Source organism: Polyangium jinanense (assembly GCF_028435265.1).
GTDB lineage: Bacteria > Myxococcota_A > Polyangia > Polyangiales > Polyangiaceae > Polyangium > Polyangium jinanense.
This window is the reverse complement of sequence record NZ_JAGTJK010000088.1, coordinates 1-18,926: the sequence shown is the minus strand read 5'-3', so window position 1 is coordinate 18,926 and position 18,926 is coordinate 1. Positions and strand designations below refer to the sequence as shown.

Here is an 18,926-nt window from a genome sequence, read left to right as displayed (position 1 = left end):
TTGAAGCTTCACCCTCGCGCGGATAAGGGGCTCGATTTCCCGCGGAAAGGCCCCGCGCGGGATGGCCGTGCACGCTGGCACGGGCATTGCGCAAGGCCCCGTGCCGATGAGTTCGACCATGCATACCTTGTCCAGCCTCCGTCTGTTCCGCGCTTCTCTCTTGTCCCTCGCCGCGCTCGTGCTGCCCGCGTGTGGCGCGGGTGAATTGGATTCGTCCGAGGGTCCGCTCGGCGAAACCGAGCAGGCCTTCACCGTCTGCGCCGACGACGACACGGTCGAGGGAATCGACGTCTCGGTATGGCAAGGGGAAGTGAACTGGGACCAGGTGAAAGGCGCGGGCATCGAGTTCGCCATCGCCCGCGTCAGCTACGGGACCAGCAAGGATACCTGGTTCGACACGAACTGGAGCGGCATCAAGTCCGCGGGGCTCGTGCGCGGCGCGTATCAGTTTTTCCTGCCGCACCAGGACGCCATCGCCCAAGCCGATCTCATGATCGACGCGATGGGCGCGCTCGGCCCCGGGGATCTGCCGCCGGTCCTCGACGTCGAGGACATGGCCGGGCAGAGCAAGTCCACGGTCGTGAGCAAGATGAAGCAATGGCTCGCCCACGTCGAGGCCGCCACGGGCGCGAAGCCGATCATCTACACGGGCAAGTATTTCTGGCAGGACAACGTCGCGAGCTACGATTTCGGCGACTACCCGCTCTGGATCCCGAACTACAGCTTCGATTGCCCGAACCTGCCGGATAACTACTGGGACAAATGGTTCCTCTTCCAGTACACCGACAGCGGCTCGGTGACTGGCGTCGCGGGCAACGTGGATCGGAACAAGTTCAACGGCAGCCTGGCCGATCTGATGGCCTTCGCGAACAGCGGGCCCGAATATGCCGCGAAGTTCGTGAGCCAGTCGTTCCCATATGCGAGCGAAGGCCCCGTGCAGGTGGAAGCGGGTGGGACGCTCGAAGCGTACATCGAAATGCTGAACGTCGGCACGAAGGCGTGGGATAGCAATACGCTGCTCGCCACCACGGAGCCGCGCGATCGAACGAGCCCGTTTGCCGGGCCCGAATGGCCGGGGCCGAATCGTTATGCACGCGTCGAGGGCACGGTGCCGCCGGGCGGGACGTACAAGTTCACCTTCACCTTGCACGCGCCCCTGGAGACGGGCGAGTACGACGAGCATTTTGGTCTCGTGCAAGAGGGCGTCGCCTGGTTCAGTGATCCGGGCCAGGGCGGCCCGCCGGACGCGCAGCTCGAAGGTCTTTTCGAAGTGGTGCCCGGCATGGGCGCGGGCGCGGGCGGCGCCGGTGTGGGCGGCGCGGGCGGCGCAGGCGGGGGCGACGCGGGCGGCGCGGGCGGAAATGGCGGCAGCCTTGGCGGGAGCGACCCGGGCAGCGAGAGCGGGTGCGCCATGGCGACGGGCGGGCCGCGGGGCGCAGGGGCCTTCGGGCTCGCGCTGTTCCTCGGGCTCGGGGCGGTGATGCGACGGCGACGGCGCGCGTCCGCTTGACGGCATTCTCGCCTGCTCGATGTATCCTCCTTCTGGAGGAACCACGAACATGTCGGATCTCGGTCTCACGCACGTCGCCCTGCCCGTTCGTTCCCTCGACGCGAGCATCGCCTTCTACGAGCGATTCGCCCAGATGCGCGTGGTGCACCGCCGCCCCGGCGTGGCGTGGATCAGTGATCGCACGCGTCCTTTTGCCATCGTGCTCATCGAGACATCTTCCGAATTCACGCCGCTCTTGCCCTTCGCGCACCTCGGGGTCGGCGTCGCTTCCCGCGATGAAGTCGACAGGCTTTGCGTGATGGCGCGTGCGGAGGGGTGTCTCGCCAGGGAGCCCGAAGACAGCGGCCCGCCGGTCGGGTACTGGGCGTTCCTCCGCGATCCGGATGGGCACACGCTGGAACTCGCCCATGGCCAGGAGCTCGCGCTCGCCGTAGGGGAAGAGGACGAAGCCTGACCCGATCGGGCACGCGTTCGTGGTCCGAAGCCCTCGTCCCTTCACGCATTCCGTCCACAGCATACACACCCATGGTCTGACATAGTCGCCGTGTATATGCCTTGACAGGCATATACATTGATGGGCATATAAACGCCCATGCTGAGCGCGTTCGAAGTCGTGGCGGAGCCGAACCGCCGCCGCATCCTGGACCTCCTTCGCGAGGGGCGCCGTCCTGTCGGGGAGCTCTCGGACCGGCTCGGGCTGACGCAGCCCACCGTGTCCAAGCACCTGCGCGTGCTCAAGGAGGCGCGTCTCGTGGATGTGGAGCAGGACGCTCAGCGTCGGCTGTACGGCCTGCGCCCGGAGCCCCTCGTGGAGCTCGACGCGTGGCTCGCGCCGTATCGCGCGCTCTGGTCGCGGCGGCTCGACGCGCTCGAGCGCCACCTGGACACGATGGCGGACGAACCCCCCGAAAGCTCCCGCCGGAACCCGGCATCGAGGAGAAAACGATGAAAAACGGGACTCTGATCACGAAAGGCAATCACGTCGAGCTCCGGTTCGAGCGGCGCCTCGCCCACCGCCCCGAAAAGGTTTGGCGCGCGCTCACGGAGAGCCAGGAGCTCGCCCACTGGTTTCCCGCCCGCATCGAGGGCGCGCGCGAGGTCGGCGCCGAACTACACTTCTTCTTCGCGGAAGGCGAGCCCGGCAAGGGAAAGATCTCCGTCTTCGACCCGCCGCGCGTGCTCGAATACACGTGGGAAGGAGACGTCCTGCGGTGGGAGCTCGAGCCCGAGGGCACGGGTTGTCTCTTGATTTTCACGACGATCCCGGCGGACCGCGCGAACGTCGCGCGCGACGCCACGGGCTGGCATTTCTGCCTCGACAACCTGGAGGCAGCGGTCGACGGAAAGCCCGCCGCAGGGTTCGACAAGGAGCGGTTCTCGGCGCTCAATGCGGAGTACGCCGCGCGCTTCGGGCTCGGCAGCTTCCCGGCCTTCATGACGAGCGCGGCAAACCGCGTGGCGGAAGGCGCCCTGCGCATCCCCGGCGTCGAGGCGTATGCGTTCACCGGCGCGGATGGCACGGAGCTCTTGATTTGCCACGCGAAAACGGATGCGAATACGGACGAGCAGTGGCGCGACTACGACGAGTACCTCGCGGTGCTGGAAGGTAGCTACGTGCTGCGCATCAATGGCATGGACATGGAGCTCCGTGCCGGGCGGGAGTTCGTCGTCCCGAGGGGCGCTCGTGTGTCGGGGCGATTTTCCGCGGGAACGCGGACGATTCATGCGGTTTCAGGACGGAGCCTCGGGCGGGGCGGGGCGTAGGACGTCTGGCATGGCTTTGCGGTTCTTGATATGCTCGCGCCCTGAAAGGAATTTTCGACCATGAGCGAACCCACGCGTGCCCCGCGCAACCCGATGACCCTGAAGCCGGTCGTCCTCGAGCTTCCCGGCATGCACGAGGTGACGGTCCAGTCCGACCTCGACGCCGGTGGTCCGACCCTCGATGTGTATGCCCCGCCGGGCAGTGGCGGGCTGCGGCCCGCGGTCGTGTTCGTCTCGGGATACCCGGACCCGGCATTCGAAATGATGCTCGGATGCAAGCTCAAGGAGATGGCGTCGTACGTGTCCTGGGCACGGCTCGTGGCGGCGTCGGGGATGGTCGCGGTCACCTACGCGAACCGGCAGCCCGAGGACGTGGCCCTCGTGATGCGGCATCTTCGCGCGCATGGCGCGACGCTCGGGATCGATCCGGATCGGATCGGGGTGTGGGCGTCCTCGGGCAACGTCCCCAATGCGTTATCGCTGCTCTTGCGCGACGCCGAGGTGCGGGTCGCGTGTGCCGTGCTCGCGTACGGTCATACGCTCGATCTCGACGGCGCGACGCACGTGGCCGACGCCGCGAAGCAATACTATTTCGCGACGCCGGCCGCCGGCAAGTCGATGGACGATCTCCGCGCCGACGTGCCACTCTTCCTCGTGCGCGCCGGCCGCGACGACGCCGGCCTCAACACCGCGCTCGATCGTTTCGCCGCGGCGGCGCTTTCGCGCAATCTGCCCATCACCGTGACCAACTCCCCCGGCGCGCCGCATGCGTTCGACATCGTCGACGATAACGATGCGTCGCGGGAGCTGATCCGGCAGATGCTCGGCTTCCTGCGTTTTCATTTGGCCGGTTGAGGAGCTCGGCGCCGCCGCCGCATCGCCGCGAGCCCCATCATCCCGAGCGCCGCCCACGCGGCCCCCGTCGCATCGTCCTTGCCCACCACCCGGCACCCGCACGAGCCCTCGCTCCCGGCATTGCCACTGCCGGCACCGCCGCTCCCGCTGTTCCCGCCGCTCGCCGCGGCGCCGCCCATCCCGCCGCTCCCGGCCGCGCCGCCCTCGCCGCCGCTGCCGAAGATCCCCGACGAGCTGCTGCTCGCGTCCGAGCTGCTCGGCGCCTCCACGCATTGCCCCGCCATGCACACCTGGCCCGTCGGGCACGTGGCGCCCATGCAGTTGTCCACGCACGTCCCGCCGGCGCAATGCGACCCCGCGGCACACGTCACGCCAATGCAGGTCGGCTCGATGCACAGGCCGCTCGATGTTTCGCACGCCTCGCCGCCGGCACAGGGCAAGCAATCGCAGCGCGTGACGCACACGCCGCCGTCGCATACTTGGCCGCTCTCGCACGTCACGCCGGCGCACGGATCGACGCACGCGCCCACGCGACAGACCTGCGGGAACGGGCAAGTGACGTCGTCGCACGGGCCTTTGCAGGTGCCGCCGACGCAAACCTTGCCGACCTCGCAGGTCACGTCCTTGCACGCCGCGTCCACGCAGTAGCCGTTGCTATTGCAGGCCTGGTCGGGCAGACAGTCGAATTCGCCACCCTTGCAGCTCTGCACGCACGTGCCCTTGTCGCAAACGTACCCACTCGGGCAGATCTCCCCCTCGTCGACCGTCCCGTTGCAATCGTCGTCGATCCCGTTGCAATTCTCGCCCTTCGGCTGCGAGAGGTCCTGGCAGACGACGCCGTTCGACGTGCATTGCGTCAAGCCTGCTGCGCAGACGCCTGGCTTGCCCGTGTCGCAGGGCTGGCCGCCGCCGGAGCACGTGATGCCGGTCAGGAAGTAGACGTCGTCGTTGAAATCGCCGTCGTTGTTCCAGCCCGAGGCCGTCGTCGCGCCGTCCTCGAAGGCGATGTAATAAGCGTTCGCCGTGGTCTTCGAGGCATAAATCATCGCCGTGACCCACGGCGCCGCGGGGTTGCAGGCCGAGCAGACGTTGTTGTACGCCGGGTTCGAGTAGTGCGTCTCGCCGCCCACGAGCGCGAAGCCGACGAGCCCGCCCGCGTAGGCCGGGTCGTTCTTGATCGACGTGCCGTTGAACATGGTTCCGACCGGCGAGTTCGCCGGCACGAGGACGTGCAGATCCGCAGGTTGCGGCTTCTGCCCCGTCTCGTTGTACCAGGCGAGGCCGAAGTGCGAGCCGGCCTCGTTCAGCACGAAGGTCGCGGTGAAGCCGCAGAGCGGCGAGAACGCGTTCGGCGTGGTGTGCGCGTCGGCCTGCCAGTCGACGGGGTCGTTCTGGTTCTGAAAGAAGGTGTAGAGCTGCACCTCGGCGTTGGCCGAATCGAGCGGCACGACGAGGCCATTGGGCTCGGTGACGACCGCGGCGGCGGTGCCGGAGGCGAGGACGAGGGCGAGGGTGGAAGCAAAAAGCGGTACGCGGCGCATGCCCCAGCGTACCGCACCGCCGCGCGTTCGTGGGAGCTTTCCTGGGGAAGAATTCGTGCGACGCGCGCGGCGTCCGCCTCAAGCGAGGCGCGCGATCACGGCCGCCACCCGCGTGAGCTCCTCTTTGCTGGATTCCGGGCCCAGAAGATCGGCCGCAATCCGTCGTGCTGTCGGCACGGCATCCGCGACGAGCTGACGCCCGGCTTCGGTGAGCACCGCGAACGTGACGCGACCATCCTCCTCGCTCGGCTGGCTCGTGATGAGGCCGCGCTGCGTCAGCGGGCGGAGCATCCAGGTCACGCCCGAGGCCGTCACGCCGAGCTGCTGGGCCAGATCGGTTCGCCTGAGCTTGCGACCGGGCGCCTGGTCGAGCACCTGGAGCAGGTGCAGGTCGTTGAGGCCGATGCCGTGCACCTGGCCGAGCGAGGCGTCGAAGCGGCGGATCGTGGTCGCGTGCGCCCGGTTCAGGTCGAACATGAACGTCAGGTGGTAGGCAGACATGCTCCTCTCTCTTGTTGAGTTCTCAAATAAATCTCTTGCAGAGGTCGGGCACGGATGATAGTTGAGGACTCAACCAACTGCCAGGGGAGAAACACATGTCTACCCATGAAGAGAGCGCTCGTTCTCCTGCGCAGCCGTTCTGGCTGCGCGGTCCCTTCGCCCCGGTCACAGCCGAGGCGACCACGCACGATCTGCCCGTGGTGGGCGAGGTGCCGCGCGAGCTCAGCGGAACCTATTTGCGCAACGGCCCCAATCCGAAGGATGGCCCCTCCGGCCATTGGTGGTTCGGCGACGGGATGGTGCACGGTGTCCACCTCGAAGGCGGACAGGCACGCTGGTACCGGAATCGCTACGTACGGACTGCAAGGTTTTACGGGACGGACCTCACGCCCAAGGAAGGCGAGGACGCGCGTGTGGCCCGGGCGAGGCGTCTCCGCGGCGGCGGCACGTCGAATACCCACGTCATCGAGCACGCGGGCCGCATCCTCTCGATGGTCGAGGCCGCGCTGCCGATGCAGCTCGATCAGGAGCTCTCGACGGTCGGGCCCTTCGATTTCGACGGGGCCGTGGACACGCCGATGACGGCGCACCCGAAACGTTGTCCCCGGACGGGCGAGCTCCACTTCATCAGCTACCAGCCAATGCCGCCCTTCTTGACGTATTACATCGCCGACGCGGCGGGCCGGGTGATCACGAAGCGGGAGATCGAGGTCGACGGTCCCTCCTTCATGCACGACTTCGCCATCACGGAGCAATACGCGGTGTTCTTCGATTCTCCCCTCCGGATGACGCGGGACTGGGGCGATGGAATGCCCTTCGCTTGGAGCGATACCCACACGGCGCGTATCGGCGTGGTGCCGCGCGCGGGCGGTGCGGTGCGCTGGTTCGAGTTCGAGCCCGGGTACCTCAGTCACACCGCCAATGCATTCGAGCGCGACGGAACGCTCGTCCTCACGGGCGCCCGCTCCACGCGCTTCGAAGTCCCGCCGTTTCTCTATCGCTGGGAGATCCACCTCGATTCCGGCCGCACCCGCGAAGGGGCGATCGACGAGCGCGTGGTCGATTTTCCTCGCATCGACGACCGCCGCACGGGAGAACCACATCGCTACACGTATGTCGTCGAAATGCGGGATTTCGTGGGCGGCGTCCCGACGGGCACGGTCTTGCGCCGGTACGACGCGGCGACGGGCGGCTCGGTCGCGCAAGAGCTCGGGCCGCGGCAAGTGCCCGGCGAGTGCGTCTTCGCCCCCCGGAGCGGCGATCCGTCCGAAGACGCGGGCTTTTTGCTCAGCATCGTCTACGACGGCGAGCGCGACGGCAGCGATCTCGTCGTTTTGGACGCCAAGAACTTCGGCGCGGCCCCGGTGGCGCGCGTCCGATTGCCCCAACGCGTCCCCTTCGGATTCCACGGGTCGTGGGTCTTGCTGTAAGCACGTTTACAACGCCCAGCGCACATTTACAACGAGAGAGGAGCACGACTAGCCTCCGAGTCGTGTAGTCTGGCTCGCGTACCACGCGCGTTCAGACGGCACGCTTGGTTTTCTCGAGGGCGCGCGTGTGCCCTCGGGGCTCGTTTCCTGGAGGCTCCTTATGAAACATTCATTTCTCGGCCTGACCGGCGCGCTCCTGCTCCTGCCCTGCATGCTCGGGACGGCATCCTGCGGCATGGGCGGGGAGGGGACCGGCGATTCCTCGGTGGCGCCGGAACCCAGCGGCAGCGGCGGTGCCGGCGGCAGCGGCGGTGCCGGCGGCAGCGGCGGCAGCGGCGGCAGCGGCGGCAGCGGCGCCGCCGGCAATTGGTGCAACGAAGGCGTTCAGAGCCCAGGGGCCGCGCCCTTGCAGATGAGCTGGGACATCGCGGTCGACCACGCGAACAACGTGGCCGTCACCGGAAGTTTTTCGGGCGTCCTCAACCTCGGCGACGTTCCGCCCGTCCACGCGTACGACACGGGGCCGGACGTCTTCGTCGCGAAGCTCGACGCGGAAAGCAAGCCGCTCTGGATCAGGCAGCTCCACGTGAGGAACGGCGAAGGGTACGGGGTCGCGTTCGACCCGAACGGCAATGTCATCGTGGCCGGTTATGTCTTCGGCGGCGTCCTCTGCGACGGCCTGCCCCCCGGCTCCCCGGTCGACCACGACCTCCTCATCACGAAGCTGGATCCGAACGGAAACGTTCTCTGGACGCGCGTCTTCTCTACCCCGTCCGATCAGAGGGGTTTCGACGTGGTCACGAACAGCGACGGGGATATCTTCGTCACGGGTTCCATGCAGCCCGGCTCTCCCGAAGGGAGTGACATGACCTTCGACGAGATCGGCACGACGCTCCACGTCGAGGGCGAGATCAGCGCCTTCTTCATGAAACTGAGCCCGAACGGCAATGTCGTCTGGGCCAAGAGCTTCGGAAACACGCTGAGCACGGCACTCTCCGTCGACAGCGCGGACAACGTCGTCCTCACCGGCAGCTTCCAGGGGGCGACCCATTTCGGCGGACCGCAGCTCACGTCGGAAGGCGATCACGATACCTTCCTCGCGAAATTCGACGGTTCGGGCAACCACCTCTGGAGCCGGAGCTTCGGGGGTCCCGGCAGGGGCTTGGCGTACGACGTCGCCGTGGACAGCGCCGACAACATCATCCTCTCGGCGGAGTTCGCCCTGCACGTGGATGCAGGGGGGGGTCCGATCGTCGCCGACGGCAATGCCGACGCGTTCATTGCCAAATACGATCCTTCGGGCAATCACCTCTGGAGCCGAGGCCTCATCGGCTTGACCGAGAGCACGTTGATACGGAACGCGTTGGTCGACGTGGACAGCGCCGACAACATCATCGTCGGGGGGACGTATGCCGGGAGCGTCGACCTCGGCGGCGGTCCGCTCGTGACCGACGCGTACGACGTTTTCCTCGCGAAGTACGATCCCTCCGGCGGCTGGCTCGCGAATCAGCACTTCGGCACGCAGATCGATGACGAGGCCATGGCGCTTCGTATGGACCAAACCGGGCGTGTCGTCCTCACGGGGAGCAACGCCGCCATTGATTTCAACGGGGCGCCGAAGGTGCACAACGACATCCTCCCCCCCGGACCAAGCAGCTTCTTCGTCACCTGGCTCGCCCCCTGAGCACGCTTCCCGCTCGACACCTCATTCAAGCGTCACGCCACGGTCGAGCTTTCCGCCTCGTCGGCCGTCTGCGCGGAGCCCGCCGCCCCCACGGGCGCGAGTAGCAGCCGGCCGAGGACGAGGCCGACGATTGCCGCGCCTCCGCTCGCCGCGAGCACGCCAAGCTTCGCCGCGGCGAGCAGCGACGCGTCCGAGAACGCGAGCTGCGCAATAAAAAGCGCCATCGTGAACCCGACGCCCGCGACGACCCCCAGCACGACGAGGTGACGCAAGCGCATTCCCAAAGGCAGCGTCGCGAGCCGCAGGCGCAGCGCAATCGAGCTCGCGAGCAGCACGCCGATCGGCTTGCCCACGATGAGCCCCACCATGACGGCGGCAAGGACACGCCACGAGGCGGGATCGAGCGATCCTCCCGTCACGCGCACCCCTGCATTCGCGAGCGCGAATACAGGCATGATGCCAAAGGCCACCCAGGGATGCAGAGTCGCGATCAGGCTCTCGACGGGCGACATCGCTTCACGGCGCGCGACGTCCACGTGCCGCAAGGTCTCCGCGAGCGCGTGGGACGAGAGCGCATCCGGCGTTTTTTTTCCGAGGTGCTCGAGCTCTTCGCGGACGGAGGCGACGAACCCGTCCGGCCCGAGCCACGCGCGCACCGGGGTCATGAGCCCGACGAGCACGCCAGCGATCGTCGGATGAATGCCAGCCGCATAAATGCCGGCCCACACGACGATGCCCGGCAGGACATACGCTAGCTTCGCGCGCACGCCGAACCGCTGCATCAGGAACACCCCGCCAAACCCTGCCGCGGCGACGAGCAGCCCCGAGACGGCGATTCCCGACGAATAAAAGAGCGCAATGACGACGATGGCCCCGAGGTCGTCGATGACGGCGAGCGCGAGCAGAAGCACACGCAGCGCCGCCGGAACACGCTTGCCGAGCAGCGTGAGAATCCCGACGGCGAAAGCGATGTCCGTCGCCATCGGGACGCCCCAGCCCGAACGGGTCGCGGGGGCCCCGGCCATGGCCAGGTAAAGCGCCGCCGGCGCGAGCATGCCGCCGAGCGCCGCCGCGGCGGGCAAGGCCGCGCGTCGCCATTCGGAGAGCTCGCCGTGGTGCATCTCGCGGCGGATCTCCATCCCCACGACGAAAAAGAAGATCACCATCAGGCCGTCATTGACGAACCACTCGAGCGTCCGCTCGAACGTGAATCCGCCGATGCGGATCCCAAGCGGGGTATGCCAGAGCTGGAAATAACTCTCGGCCCACCGCGAGTTTGCCCAGACGAGCGCGACGGCCGCCGCGACGAGCAGCAGGATGCCGCTCGCGGCCTCGATCCGCAGAAAACGCTCGAGCGGTCGGCCCGCGAGCCGCGTGAGGCGCAAGAGCGGCTCCCAAGCCTCGGGAGGCGACGAAGGCAGGGAGCGCGGCCCCGATGAGCTCTTGATCGACATGCACTATCCCTCACCGGCGGAATCACCGGCTGGGATGGCGGCCCGACCATCCTCGGTCCTGCAGCGCCCATCGCTGCACCCTTGCGAACGCGCGGACAACATTGCACGTCTCCGGGTCCCCGTCGAGGGGGATCGAGCATTGGTCTCTTCTTGGGGCCGCCGTGCCGGGGCGCTGCCCCGGACCCCGCGGGGGCTATTCGCCCCTCGACCCGAACCAGGGCAAGCCCTGGACCTCAGGGGGAAGAACTGCGCGATGCGCAGTTCTTCCCACAGGCCGGTGAGACAGCGTTGCCGATTGAAATGGCAGCGCGGCTGTCTTGGCTAGCAGGGCCTTCGCCAGTCTTGCCTCGGCCTGTTCGATGACCTGCGCATCGCGCAGGTCATCGACCCCGAGTCCAGCGCTTGCGCTGGTCCGGGTCCAGGGGCGGATAGCCCCTGGTGGGGCCTGGGGCAACGCCCCAGCGAAGCGCCTCCCAGATGAGACCCATGCTCAGCACCCCCGCCGGGCTCATCCCCACGCGGCCTCGCTCTCCGCGCCCGGCACCGTGAATCGGAACGTCGTCCCCGCGTCGTCGCTCTCGACCCAGATCCGGCCGCCATGCGCCTCGATGATGCCCCGACAAACATAAAGGCCGAGGCCCACCCCGAGGACGGGCCCCTTGTGCAGCCGCCGAAATCGCTGAAAGAGGCGCGGGATGTCCTCCGCGGGGATACACGCGCCCTGGTTGTGCACCGAGATCCGGGCCCCCTCCTCCGCTCCCTCGACCCAGACGTGGATCGGCGCATCGGGCGCGCCATATTTCACCGCATTCGAGAGGAGATTCCCGAGCACTTGCTCGATACGCGTGGGATCTGCGAGGGCACGCGGGACATCACCCACGACCTCGACGACGCCTCGGCCTCCGAGGGAGGCGCGCTCGACGGCGCCCCGCACGAGCGAAGGCAAATCCGTGGGCTCCAGCGCGAGCTCGAGCTGCTTCGCGTCGATGCGCGTGGTGTCGAGCAGATCGCCGACCAGCCGGTTGAGGCGCGCGGCGCTCTGGGAAATGTTCTCCGCGCGCCGCTTCTGGGTGGGCTCTTCGGTGCGGGCGAGCAGCGCCGCGTGGCTGGCGATGGCCGTGAGGGGCTGGCGTAATTCGTGGGCCACGATGGAGCTCCACTCGTCGCGTAGCTGCTCCAGCCGCTTGAGGCGCGTGATGTCCTCGTACGTCGCAATGGCGCCGAGCACATGGCCATGCGCGTCGCGAATGGGGCCCGCGCTCTCGAGCACCGGCAGCCCTTGCTCGTACGGGCGGCATACGACGAGCTCGCGGCCGCGCGTCTCCTCGCCGCGCAGCGCGCGCGCCATGGCATGCTCTTCCGGGGGGAGGGTTTTTCCGGACGGATCGCAGAGCGGCGCGAGATACGACGACGAAACCTCGTCCGGGCGCGGCGGTCGGCCCAGGATCTCCGCGGCCCTTCGGTTCGCCATGGTGCGCTCCCCCTTCGGTCCGACGGCCAGCACGATCCCCACGGGCGAGTGCTCGATCACGCTGAGCAGCCGGCTCCGATCCGCCTCCATTTGCGCGAGCAGCCGCTCGCGCTCCTCTTCGGCCCGCTTTCGCTCGGTGATGTCACGCGCGACGGCGATGAGCCCGATCGGAGCGCCGAGCTCGTCCCGGATGGTCGTGCCCTTGCTCTCCGCCCACGCGAGATCACCATTTTTCCGATAAAACCTCATGATGAGCGATTCGGCGTTCGGGTCCTTCCGGAACCGAGCATAGGTCTCCCGATCGTCCTCATGCGCGATCTTCGCGCCGAGATCGGGGTCGGCGTACCATTGCTCGACAGGATAGCCGGTCATCGCGAGCACGGAAGGGCTCACGTATTCGAACCGGCGGTAGGGCTTGAAGGAGACTTGATACACGACGTCCGACGCATTCTCGGCGAGGAACCGGAATCGTGCCTCGCTCAGGCGCAGCGCCGCCTCGGTGCGCTTTCGGTGCGAGACGTCGCGCAGCGTGAGGAGGTGAAACCCCGGGACGAAATGCGCCCTCGCGCCGAGCTCGACGGGAATCATGCTGCCGTCGTGCAGGTGCAAGGTGATCTCGAGGTCGAGCTCGCCCTGCACGGAAAGGCGCTGCCAGGGCGCCTCGAGCATCGCCGCCGTGGTGGGCGTGACGAGGGAGGTCATCCGCCGCCCGATCAGCGCCTCGCGTGTCTCGTGGAAGAGCGCGCACGCGGCCGGGTTCGCGTCGACGAAGCGCATGTGCTCGTCGAGCAGGACGATCGCCTCGCGGGCGCTGTGGAAGATCGCGTGGTACTTGCGCTCGCTCTGCCGCAGCCGGTCCTCGATCCGACGCTTTTCGGTGATGTCCTCGATCTGGGAGATGTAATGCAGCGGGATGCCGCGGGCGTCGCGGACCATCGAGGCGCTCAGCATCACGTCGACGACCTCGCCCGTCTTGCGAACGTAGCGCTTGGCGAGCTGATACCGCTCGACGTCTCCGCGGATCAGCCGGGCGGCTTGCTCCAGGTCGACCTCGCGATCCTCAGGGTGCGTGATGTCCTGGAAACGCAGGCGTTCGAGCTCCTCGCGTGCATAACCGACGATGTCGCAGAGCACGCGGTTGACGCGCAAGAAGCGGCCGTCGAGGCCCACCACGGCCATTCCGATGGGCGCGTCGTCGATCGTGCGGTTCAAGCGCTCCTCTGCGTTGCGGAGCACCTCCTGGGCGCGCGCGAGATCGTCGATGTGCTCGAGCAATCGCTCCTGCGAGCGGGCCCCGTCGAGGGCCCACGCAAAGACGGCAGCAAGCGCCACGAGGACAGCCTGCGCTTCGCCGAGGTCCGCGAGCGCGTGCCCGATGCCACACGTGACCACGCCGAGGATCTGTCCTGCAGCGACGAGCGGCGTCGAGATCACGCCGATGACGTCGCAATACGAGACAATCGCGCGGGCATCGACGAGCACGTCGACCTCCGGCGCCGCGACCTCGACACCGCGAGACCTCCGCATGGCGACCGCTTCGAGTGCGAGGGCCGGGCCGTGTACGGGATCGAGCACCGAGAGCCCGGAGAGGCCATTGCTCGGCCCCCCGCGGTGCTCGACGAGCCGAAGCGAGCGCCCGTCCCCGGGTCGGTACAGGCAGGCCATCCGCGCGTCGAGGTGGCGTTCGAGCTGCAAAAAGAGCGTATCGATCACGAATCCGGCCGTGCAGGCCCCGGCCGCGAGCGCGGCCACGGACTCGCCGACGGCGAGCGCGACCCGCCCCTCCGGCCGTTCGGCTCCTTGTCCAGGCTTCGAGGCGCCGAGCCCGAGCGGCCTCGCGCGGTCCGAACTGGATCCCGATGCCTCGGGCTCTCGCTTCGCGGCCAGGCTCATGCGGCAGGCTCGTCCTCCGAGTAGACGTATAGGCTATCTATAGGACCCTCGAGGGTCATGGGCCACTCGCCCCCTCGCGGAGGTATGGGCGCAGGACGCCGAGGGCACATTTCGTGCGTGGTTCTTCCGGGGCCCTGCGTGTGTGCCCGGGGGGATCGATGCAAGAGCCACGGGCGGGGAGCCGGTCACGACCCATCGCGGTCCTCTTGCTCGCCGTCATTTACGCGGCCAGCGCCTCGGTCGGTCAGCACGTCGCCATTCCTCCGGGGAACGTGACGGCTTTTTTTCCCGCGTCGGGCATCGCGCTCGCGGGCCTTCTGCTCGGGGGGCAAAAGCTCTGGCCGGGCGTCTGGCTGGGCTCGTTCCTGGTGAATACCTGGGCCATCTTCGACACGACGAGCTTCGCCCGGACCGCCACGACGACGCTCGTCGGGGCCACGATCGGCATGGGCGCCACGATCGAAGCGCTCGCCGCGGCGCGCGTGTTTCCGCCGTGGGACCGCGACGGCGGGCCGCCGCTCGCCCGGGTCCTCGACGTCGCGCGTTTCACGGCGCTGAGCGGGCTCGGTTGCTCGATCACGAGCGCCACGCTGGGCACCACGAGCCTGTTCGCCGGCTCGTTGATCACGACGACCGATTACGCCGAGACCTGGCTCACGTGGTGGCTCGGGGACGCCGTGGGCATTCTGGTGATCACGCCGCTCGTGCTCACGTGCGTCCGGCCTCGATGGTGGGCCTTCCAGGGTCGCGGCGTTGAAATCGCGCTCCACCAGGTCGCGCTGTTCGCCTTCCAGATGTTCCTCGTCACGGGAACGCTCGCGGAGCGCGGCGCGCATTGCCCGCTCGGGCATTTCATCACGCCCTTTCTCGTCTGGGCCGGCGTGCGTCTCGGCCCGCTCGGCGCGGCCCTCGCCGTCTTCAACGTCTCGGTGTTCGCGACCCTGGGAACGGAGCACGGCACGACCCCTTTCGTGCAGGGGACACGCAACGAATCGCTCCTCTTCGTGCAGGCATTCGTCGGCGACATGGCGCTCACGACGCTGGTGCTCGCGGCCGTGATCACCGAGCGCCGCCGCGCCGAATGGGCCCTCTCCCGTTCCCGCGACGAGCTCGATCGCCACGTCGAGGAGAGGACGGCGGCCCTCACGGAGTCCGAGGAACGTTATCGTATCCTCGTCGAGGTCTCTCCGGACGCGATTCTCCTCGAGAGGTTCGACGCGGACGGCGTGCTTCGCATCGCGTATGCGAATGCGGCGGCGGCGCGCCTGTTCGGCGTGACGAGCGCCGCGGAGCTCATTGGCAGATCTGTCTTCGATTTCGTCCTCGCGGAGCGCGAGGCCATCGCGCACCGCGGGGTCATGGCCGCGCTGGAGCACGGCAGCCTGGGCCCGGTCGATGGCTGGGTGGCGCGCGCGGATGGCACCGCGGTGGAAGTGGAGGTCATGCTGGCCCGCGTGCCCCGAGGTGGAAAACGCGCGGTGCTCGCCATTTATCGGGACATCACGCGGCGCAAGCAGATCGAGGAGGAGCGCGCGGCGCTTTATCGCGAGGCCGAGGAGTCGATCCGCGCCCGCGACGAGTTCCTCTCCATTGCTTCCCACGAGCTGAAGACGCCGCTCACCGCGCTCTCGCTGAAGCTCCAGGCGCTCGCCCGGAGCCTCCCCGCGGATCCGGACATCGCCGCGAAGATCGCGCCCGCCCTCGACGTGGCCCTGCGCCAGACGACGCGGCTCAGTACGCTCGTCGACGAGCTGCTCGACGTCTCGCGCATCACCCAGGGCCGGATGGAGCTCTGCCTCGACGAGGACATCGATCTTGCCGCCGTGGTCGAGGACGTCGTCCAGCGAATGCAGGACACAGCCGTGCGGGCCGGTTGCGAGCTCCGGCTCGAGAGCGACGCGGCCGTCGTGGGGTGCTGGGATCGCTCGCGGGTCGAGCAGGTCCTCATCAACCTCCTGTCGAATGCCATCAAATATGGCGCGAAGGCGCCGATCGACGTCCGCGTCCGCGACGAGGGCGCCTCCGTGCGTCTTTCGGTGACGGACCGGGGCATCGGCATTCCCGCCGAGGATCAGGCGCGGATCTTCGATCGATTCGAGCGTGCGGTATCGGTGCGCCATTTCGGCGGCTTTGGCCTCGGCCTGTGGATCGCGCGCCGCATCGTCGAGGCGCTCGGCGGGACGATCCTCGTGGAGAGCACGCCCGGCGAAGGCGCGACGTTCACGGTCACGCTGCCGCGCGCGCGAACGTGAGCTTCGCAAGTCGCCGCGCCGGGGCGCTGCCCCGGACCCCGCGGGGGGCTGTCCGCCCCTCGACCCGGACCAGGGCAAGCCCTGGACCTTTGGTGGAAAAACTGCGCTACGCGCAGTTTTTCCATCGGGCCCGTGACAAGACCACGAGGGCGTTACCGGTCGAAGCCGTCTCGATTGGCAAGGTCGTCGCCGGTCTTGAATCGGCCTGTTCGATGAACTGCGCATCGCGCAGTTCATCGACCCTGGGTCCAGCGCTTGCGCTGGTCCGGGTGCAGGGGCGGATAGCCCCTGCTGGGGCCTGGGGCAACGCCCCAGCGCGACGCCTCCGAGAAAAAACCCGTGCTCAGCCTGCTGCCGGCGTCTCCAGCTTCCCATTCTCCTTCCGCGTCGCGCGTGCTGCTGATTCTGCGCGCAGCTTCGCCATGGCATCGAGCAGCGGGGCGAGCAGCTTCTTCCCTTCCTGAATGCGCGACGCATCGGATCGCTTCGCGCGGCTCGCCACGTAGCGCCGCAGCCGCACCATGAGCTCCACCCATTCCGTCTCGGCGTCGCGGCCTGCGTCGACGTGCGCGCGCTTGTCCGTGCGCGCCTTTTCGACCTCGGCGAGCAAGGCATCGCTCTTGTCGATGGCCGTCTCCCATCGCTCGAGCCAGATGGCCGGCAGTTCGATCACCTGCAGTGTGGCCACGTGCTCGGGCGCGCGGAGCACGAGCAGGGCGTCGCGGCAAATTCGATTCTCGTCTGCGATGGGATCGTCGACGTGCGCGAGGCCATCGGGGAAGGCCGCCTGGTGCAGGGCGAGGGCGCCGAGGATGTTCGGGCTGACGCGGCGCCGCGACTCGACGCCGATGTAACCCTCGATATGGCGATACCAGGTATCGACCGCGTCGTCGGCGGCTTCGAGCTGCGCGAGCCGGGCGGCGCGCTCTGCATGGGCGAGCACGTTCCCCGTGACGTGCGCGTCGAGCGCGTCGGCGATGTCCGTGCATTCGCTGATGTAGATATCCAGCGCGGGCTCGGGGGGGCCGTTTTCGGCGCGCTCCTCGAGGTTTTCCTTGATCTTTTTGACGATGTCGCGCTTTTGCGCGCGCGGGATCTGGTTCAAGCTGGCACCCATGGCTCCTCGTGTTTCCCCCCCAAGTCAGCCGGCGAACGTAGCAGAAGTTTCCGTCCGGAGGATGGAAGCGCACGGATCCGACGCAAGCGAGGGGGAAACGTTCCCGGCTGCGTCATCGCGACGCTGGGAAGGTGCGGGGAACGTTCCGCGGTGCGTCATCGGGAGGCTAGAAGCGAGGGGGGAACGTTCCGGGGTGCGTCATAGGCGGGCTGGGAGGACGGGAGGAACGTTTCTGGCTGCGTCATAGGCGGGCTGGGAGGACAGAGGGAACGTTCCGCGGTGCGTCATCGCGACGCTAGAAGTGCGGGGGGAACGTTTCCCCCTGCGTCATAGGCAAGCTGGGAGGACGGGGGGAACGTTCCAGGCTGCGTCATAGGCGGGCTGGGAGGACGGGGGGAACGTGGGGGGCGCTGTCCTCGCCGGGCGAAGTGCGCGACGGGAGGATTCCCCGGTGGCTTGTAGGCCGGCGGAGGCGGGAGCGGAGGCGGAGGCGGAGGCGGAGGCGGAGGCGGAGGCGGAGGCGCGTGCGCTTGCGCGTGCGCTTGCGCTTGCGCGTGTGCGTGCGCTTGGGGAACGGTATGCAGGGGTTCCGCTCGGGGACGGTGATCGTACCGTCGTGCTCGGCCTCTTCAAGGCCAAGCCGTGCTCCCCGTCCTCGCGCTTCGCGCTGCGGGCGGGTCCGCGCGGTGCTGCGCAGCCTTGAAGAGGCCTGCGCGCGACGGTGCGGGACGGGGGTCCCGGCGATTGGGCCGTCGGGCGGAGGAATCATCATGCTGAGGATCTACGAAGTCGTTTTGGTCATGGCGGGGGACGCGGCAAGCATTGCAGAACGGATTGAGCGAAAGGATTCGGATCTGGCGCGGCAAATGCGCAGGGCCATGCATAGCGTCGCGTTGAACGCGGCAGAAGGCATGGGCAATCACGCCGGAAACAAGCGACAGCGCTACTCCTCCGCCCTCGGGTCGGCAAGGGAGGTGCTGGCCTGCGTCCAGGTCGCCCAGGCCATGCGCTATATCGGCACCGTCGATGCAAAGGTCCTCGACCGAATGGACCACGTCATCGCCACCCTCACCCGCCTCGTCTACCGCCGCGCTTCGTAGGAGACCCCTCCCTCGCCCCTCTCCCGGGACGGGAGAGGGGTTGGGAGTGAGGGACTTTCAGCGTGGGTTCTCCCGCGACTCCCGCGACGAACCAATCCGCTCTTTTCCAATTGCCTCGGGCCGCAATCCATGAGACAAAGCAAGCGACGCCAGCCGGTGCAGTGAACCACCGACCGGCGTCTCCCCACAACCCCGAACGTCCCGGAGTCATGAGTTATGACAACGATACCGTGCGCCAGGAAAGGATGATAGGGGTTATCATCCAAAGCTGACAATGGCCCCGTGGGAAGAATGATCCCACCCCTCACGCGGTGCAGCGCGGGAGGCGAAGCAGAGCGGTGAGACGAATCGAGT

General features: G+C 67.8%; 14 protein-coding genes. 9 read left to right on the top strand and 5 right to left on the bottom strand.

Translation table 11 applies throughout. From position 1 onward, the window contains the following. The first annotated feature begins 118 nt into the window (after positions 1-118). From KEG38_RS51915 to KEG38_RS51895, 5 genes are all read left to right on the top strand, one after another. Positions 119-1,510, top strand: a complete 1,392-nt coding sequence (locus tag KEG38_RS51915) for a GH25 family lysozyme (protein WP_272428375.1) — start codon at positions 119-121, stop codon at positions 1,508-1,510. A 49-nt stretch (positions 1,511-1,559) separates the two neighbouring features. Beyond that, positions 1,560-1,964, top strand: a complete 405-nt coding sequence (locus tag KEG38_RS51910; RefSeq protein ID WP_272428374.1) for a VOC family protein — start codon at positions 1,560-1,562, stop codon at positions 1,962-1,964. A gap of 138 nt (positions 1,965-2,102) precedes the next feature. After that, the gene (locus KEG38_RS51905; RefSeq protein WP_272428373.1) at positions 2,103-2,459 is read left to right on the top strand and encodes an ArsR/SmtB family transcription factor; all 357 of its coding nucleotides are present in this window, start codon (positions 2,103-2,105) and stop codon (positions 2,457-2,459) included. Next, a complete protein-coding gene (locus tag KEG38_RS51900; protein ID WP_272428372.1) occupies positions 2,456-3,274 on the top strand; it encodes an SRPBCC domain-containing protein in 819 nt (272 codons plus the stop codon). The genes KEG38_RS51905 and KEG38_RS51900 overlap by 4 nt, the downstream gene beginning before the upstream one ends. Positions 3,275-3,334: 60 nt before the next feature. After that, complete coding sequence (locus tag KEG38_RS51895; RefSeq protein WP_272428371.1) at positions 3,335-4,129, top strand: alpha/beta hydrolase; 795 nt, start codon at positions 3,335-3,337, stop codon at positions 4,127-4,129. Here KEG38_RS51895 and KEG38_RS51890 read toward each other — a convergent pair. Next, a complete protein-coding gene (locus KEG38_RS51890; protein WP_272428370.1) occupies positions 4,114-5,670 on the bottom strand; it encodes an MYXO-CTERM sorting domain-containing protein in 1,557 nt (518 codons plus the stop codon). The genes KEG38_RS51895 and KEG38_RS51890 overlap by 16 nt on opposite strands. A gap of 78 nt (positions 5,671-5,748) precedes the next feature. Further along, positions 5,749-6,171 (bottom strand): MarR family winged helix-turn-helix transcriptional regulator, encoded by a 423-nt coding sequence (locus KEG38_RS51885; protein ID WP_272428369.1) that lies wholly within the window; start codon positions 6,169-6,171, stop codon positions 5,749-5,751. A 95-nt stretch (positions 6,172-6,266) separates the two neighbouring features. Here KEG38_RS51885 and KEG38_RS51880 point away from each other — a divergent pair, with 95 nt between their 5' ends. Continuing rightward, positions 6,267-7,601: a carotenoid oxygenase family protein gene (locus KEG38_RS51880; protein ID WP_272428368.1), complete on the top strand. Its 1,335-nt coding sequence runs from the start codon at positions 6,267-6,269 to the stop codon at positions 7,599-7,601. 160 nt (positions 7,602-7,761) lie between these two features. Then, positions 7,762-9,285 (top strand): NHL repeat-containing protein, encoded by a 1,524-nt coding sequence (locus tag KEG38_RS51875; protein ID WP_272428367.1) that lies wholly within the window; start codon positions 7,762-7,764, stop codon positions 9,283-9,285. A gap of 32 nt (positions 9,286-9,317) precedes the next feature. Here the strand turns inward: KEG38_RS51875 and nhaA are convergent, their stop codons facing one another. Both nhaA and KEG38_RS51865 read right to left on the bottom strand, forming a co-directional pair. Further along, positions 9,318-10,739 (bottom strand): Na+/H+ antiporter NhaA, encoded by a 1,422-nt coding sequence (gene nhaA, locus KEG38_RS51870; protein WP_272428366.1) that lies wholly within the window; start codon positions 10,737-10,739, stop codon positions 9,318-9,320. A gap of 508 nt (positions 10,740-11,247) precedes the next feature. Beyond that, on the bottom strand, positions 11,248-14,103 hold the full coding sequence (locus tag KEG38_RS51865; RefSeq protein WP_272428365.1) for a PAS domain-containing sensor histidine kinase: 2,856 nt from the start codon (positions 14,101-14,103) through the stop codon (positions 11,248-11,250). Positions 14,104-14,261: 158 nt separating this feature from the next. On the opposite strand from KEG38_RS51865, the gene KEG38_RS51860 reads away from it, so the two are divergent. Beyond that, positions 14,262-16,355 (top strand): MASE1 domain-containing protein, encoded by a 2,094-nt coding sequence (locus KEG38_RS51860; protein WP_272428364.1) that lies wholly within the window; start codon positions 14,262-14,264, stop codon positions 16,353-16,355. Between the two features lie 343 nt (positions 16,356-16,698). Here KEG38_RS51860 and KEG38_RS51855 read toward each other — a convergent pair whose 3' ends face one another. Then, positions 16,699-17,472 carry a hypothetical protein gene (locus tag KEG38_RS51855; RefSeq protein WP_272428363.1) on the bottom strand — a complete coding sequence of 258 codons (774 nt, stop codon included), beginning with the start codon at positions 17,470-17,472 and terminating at the stop codon, positions 16,699-16,701. A gap of 770 nt (positions 17,473-18,242) precedes the next feature. On the opposite strand from KEG38_RS51855, the gene KEG38_RS51850 reads away from it, so the two are divergent. Then, on the top strand, positions 18,243-18,572 hold the full coding sequence (locus KEG38_RS51850; RefSeq protein ID WP_272427863.1) for a four helix bundle protein: 330 nt from the start codon (positions 18,243-18,245) through the stop codon (positions 18,570-18,572). Positions 18,573-18,926 lie beyond the last annotated feature (354 nt).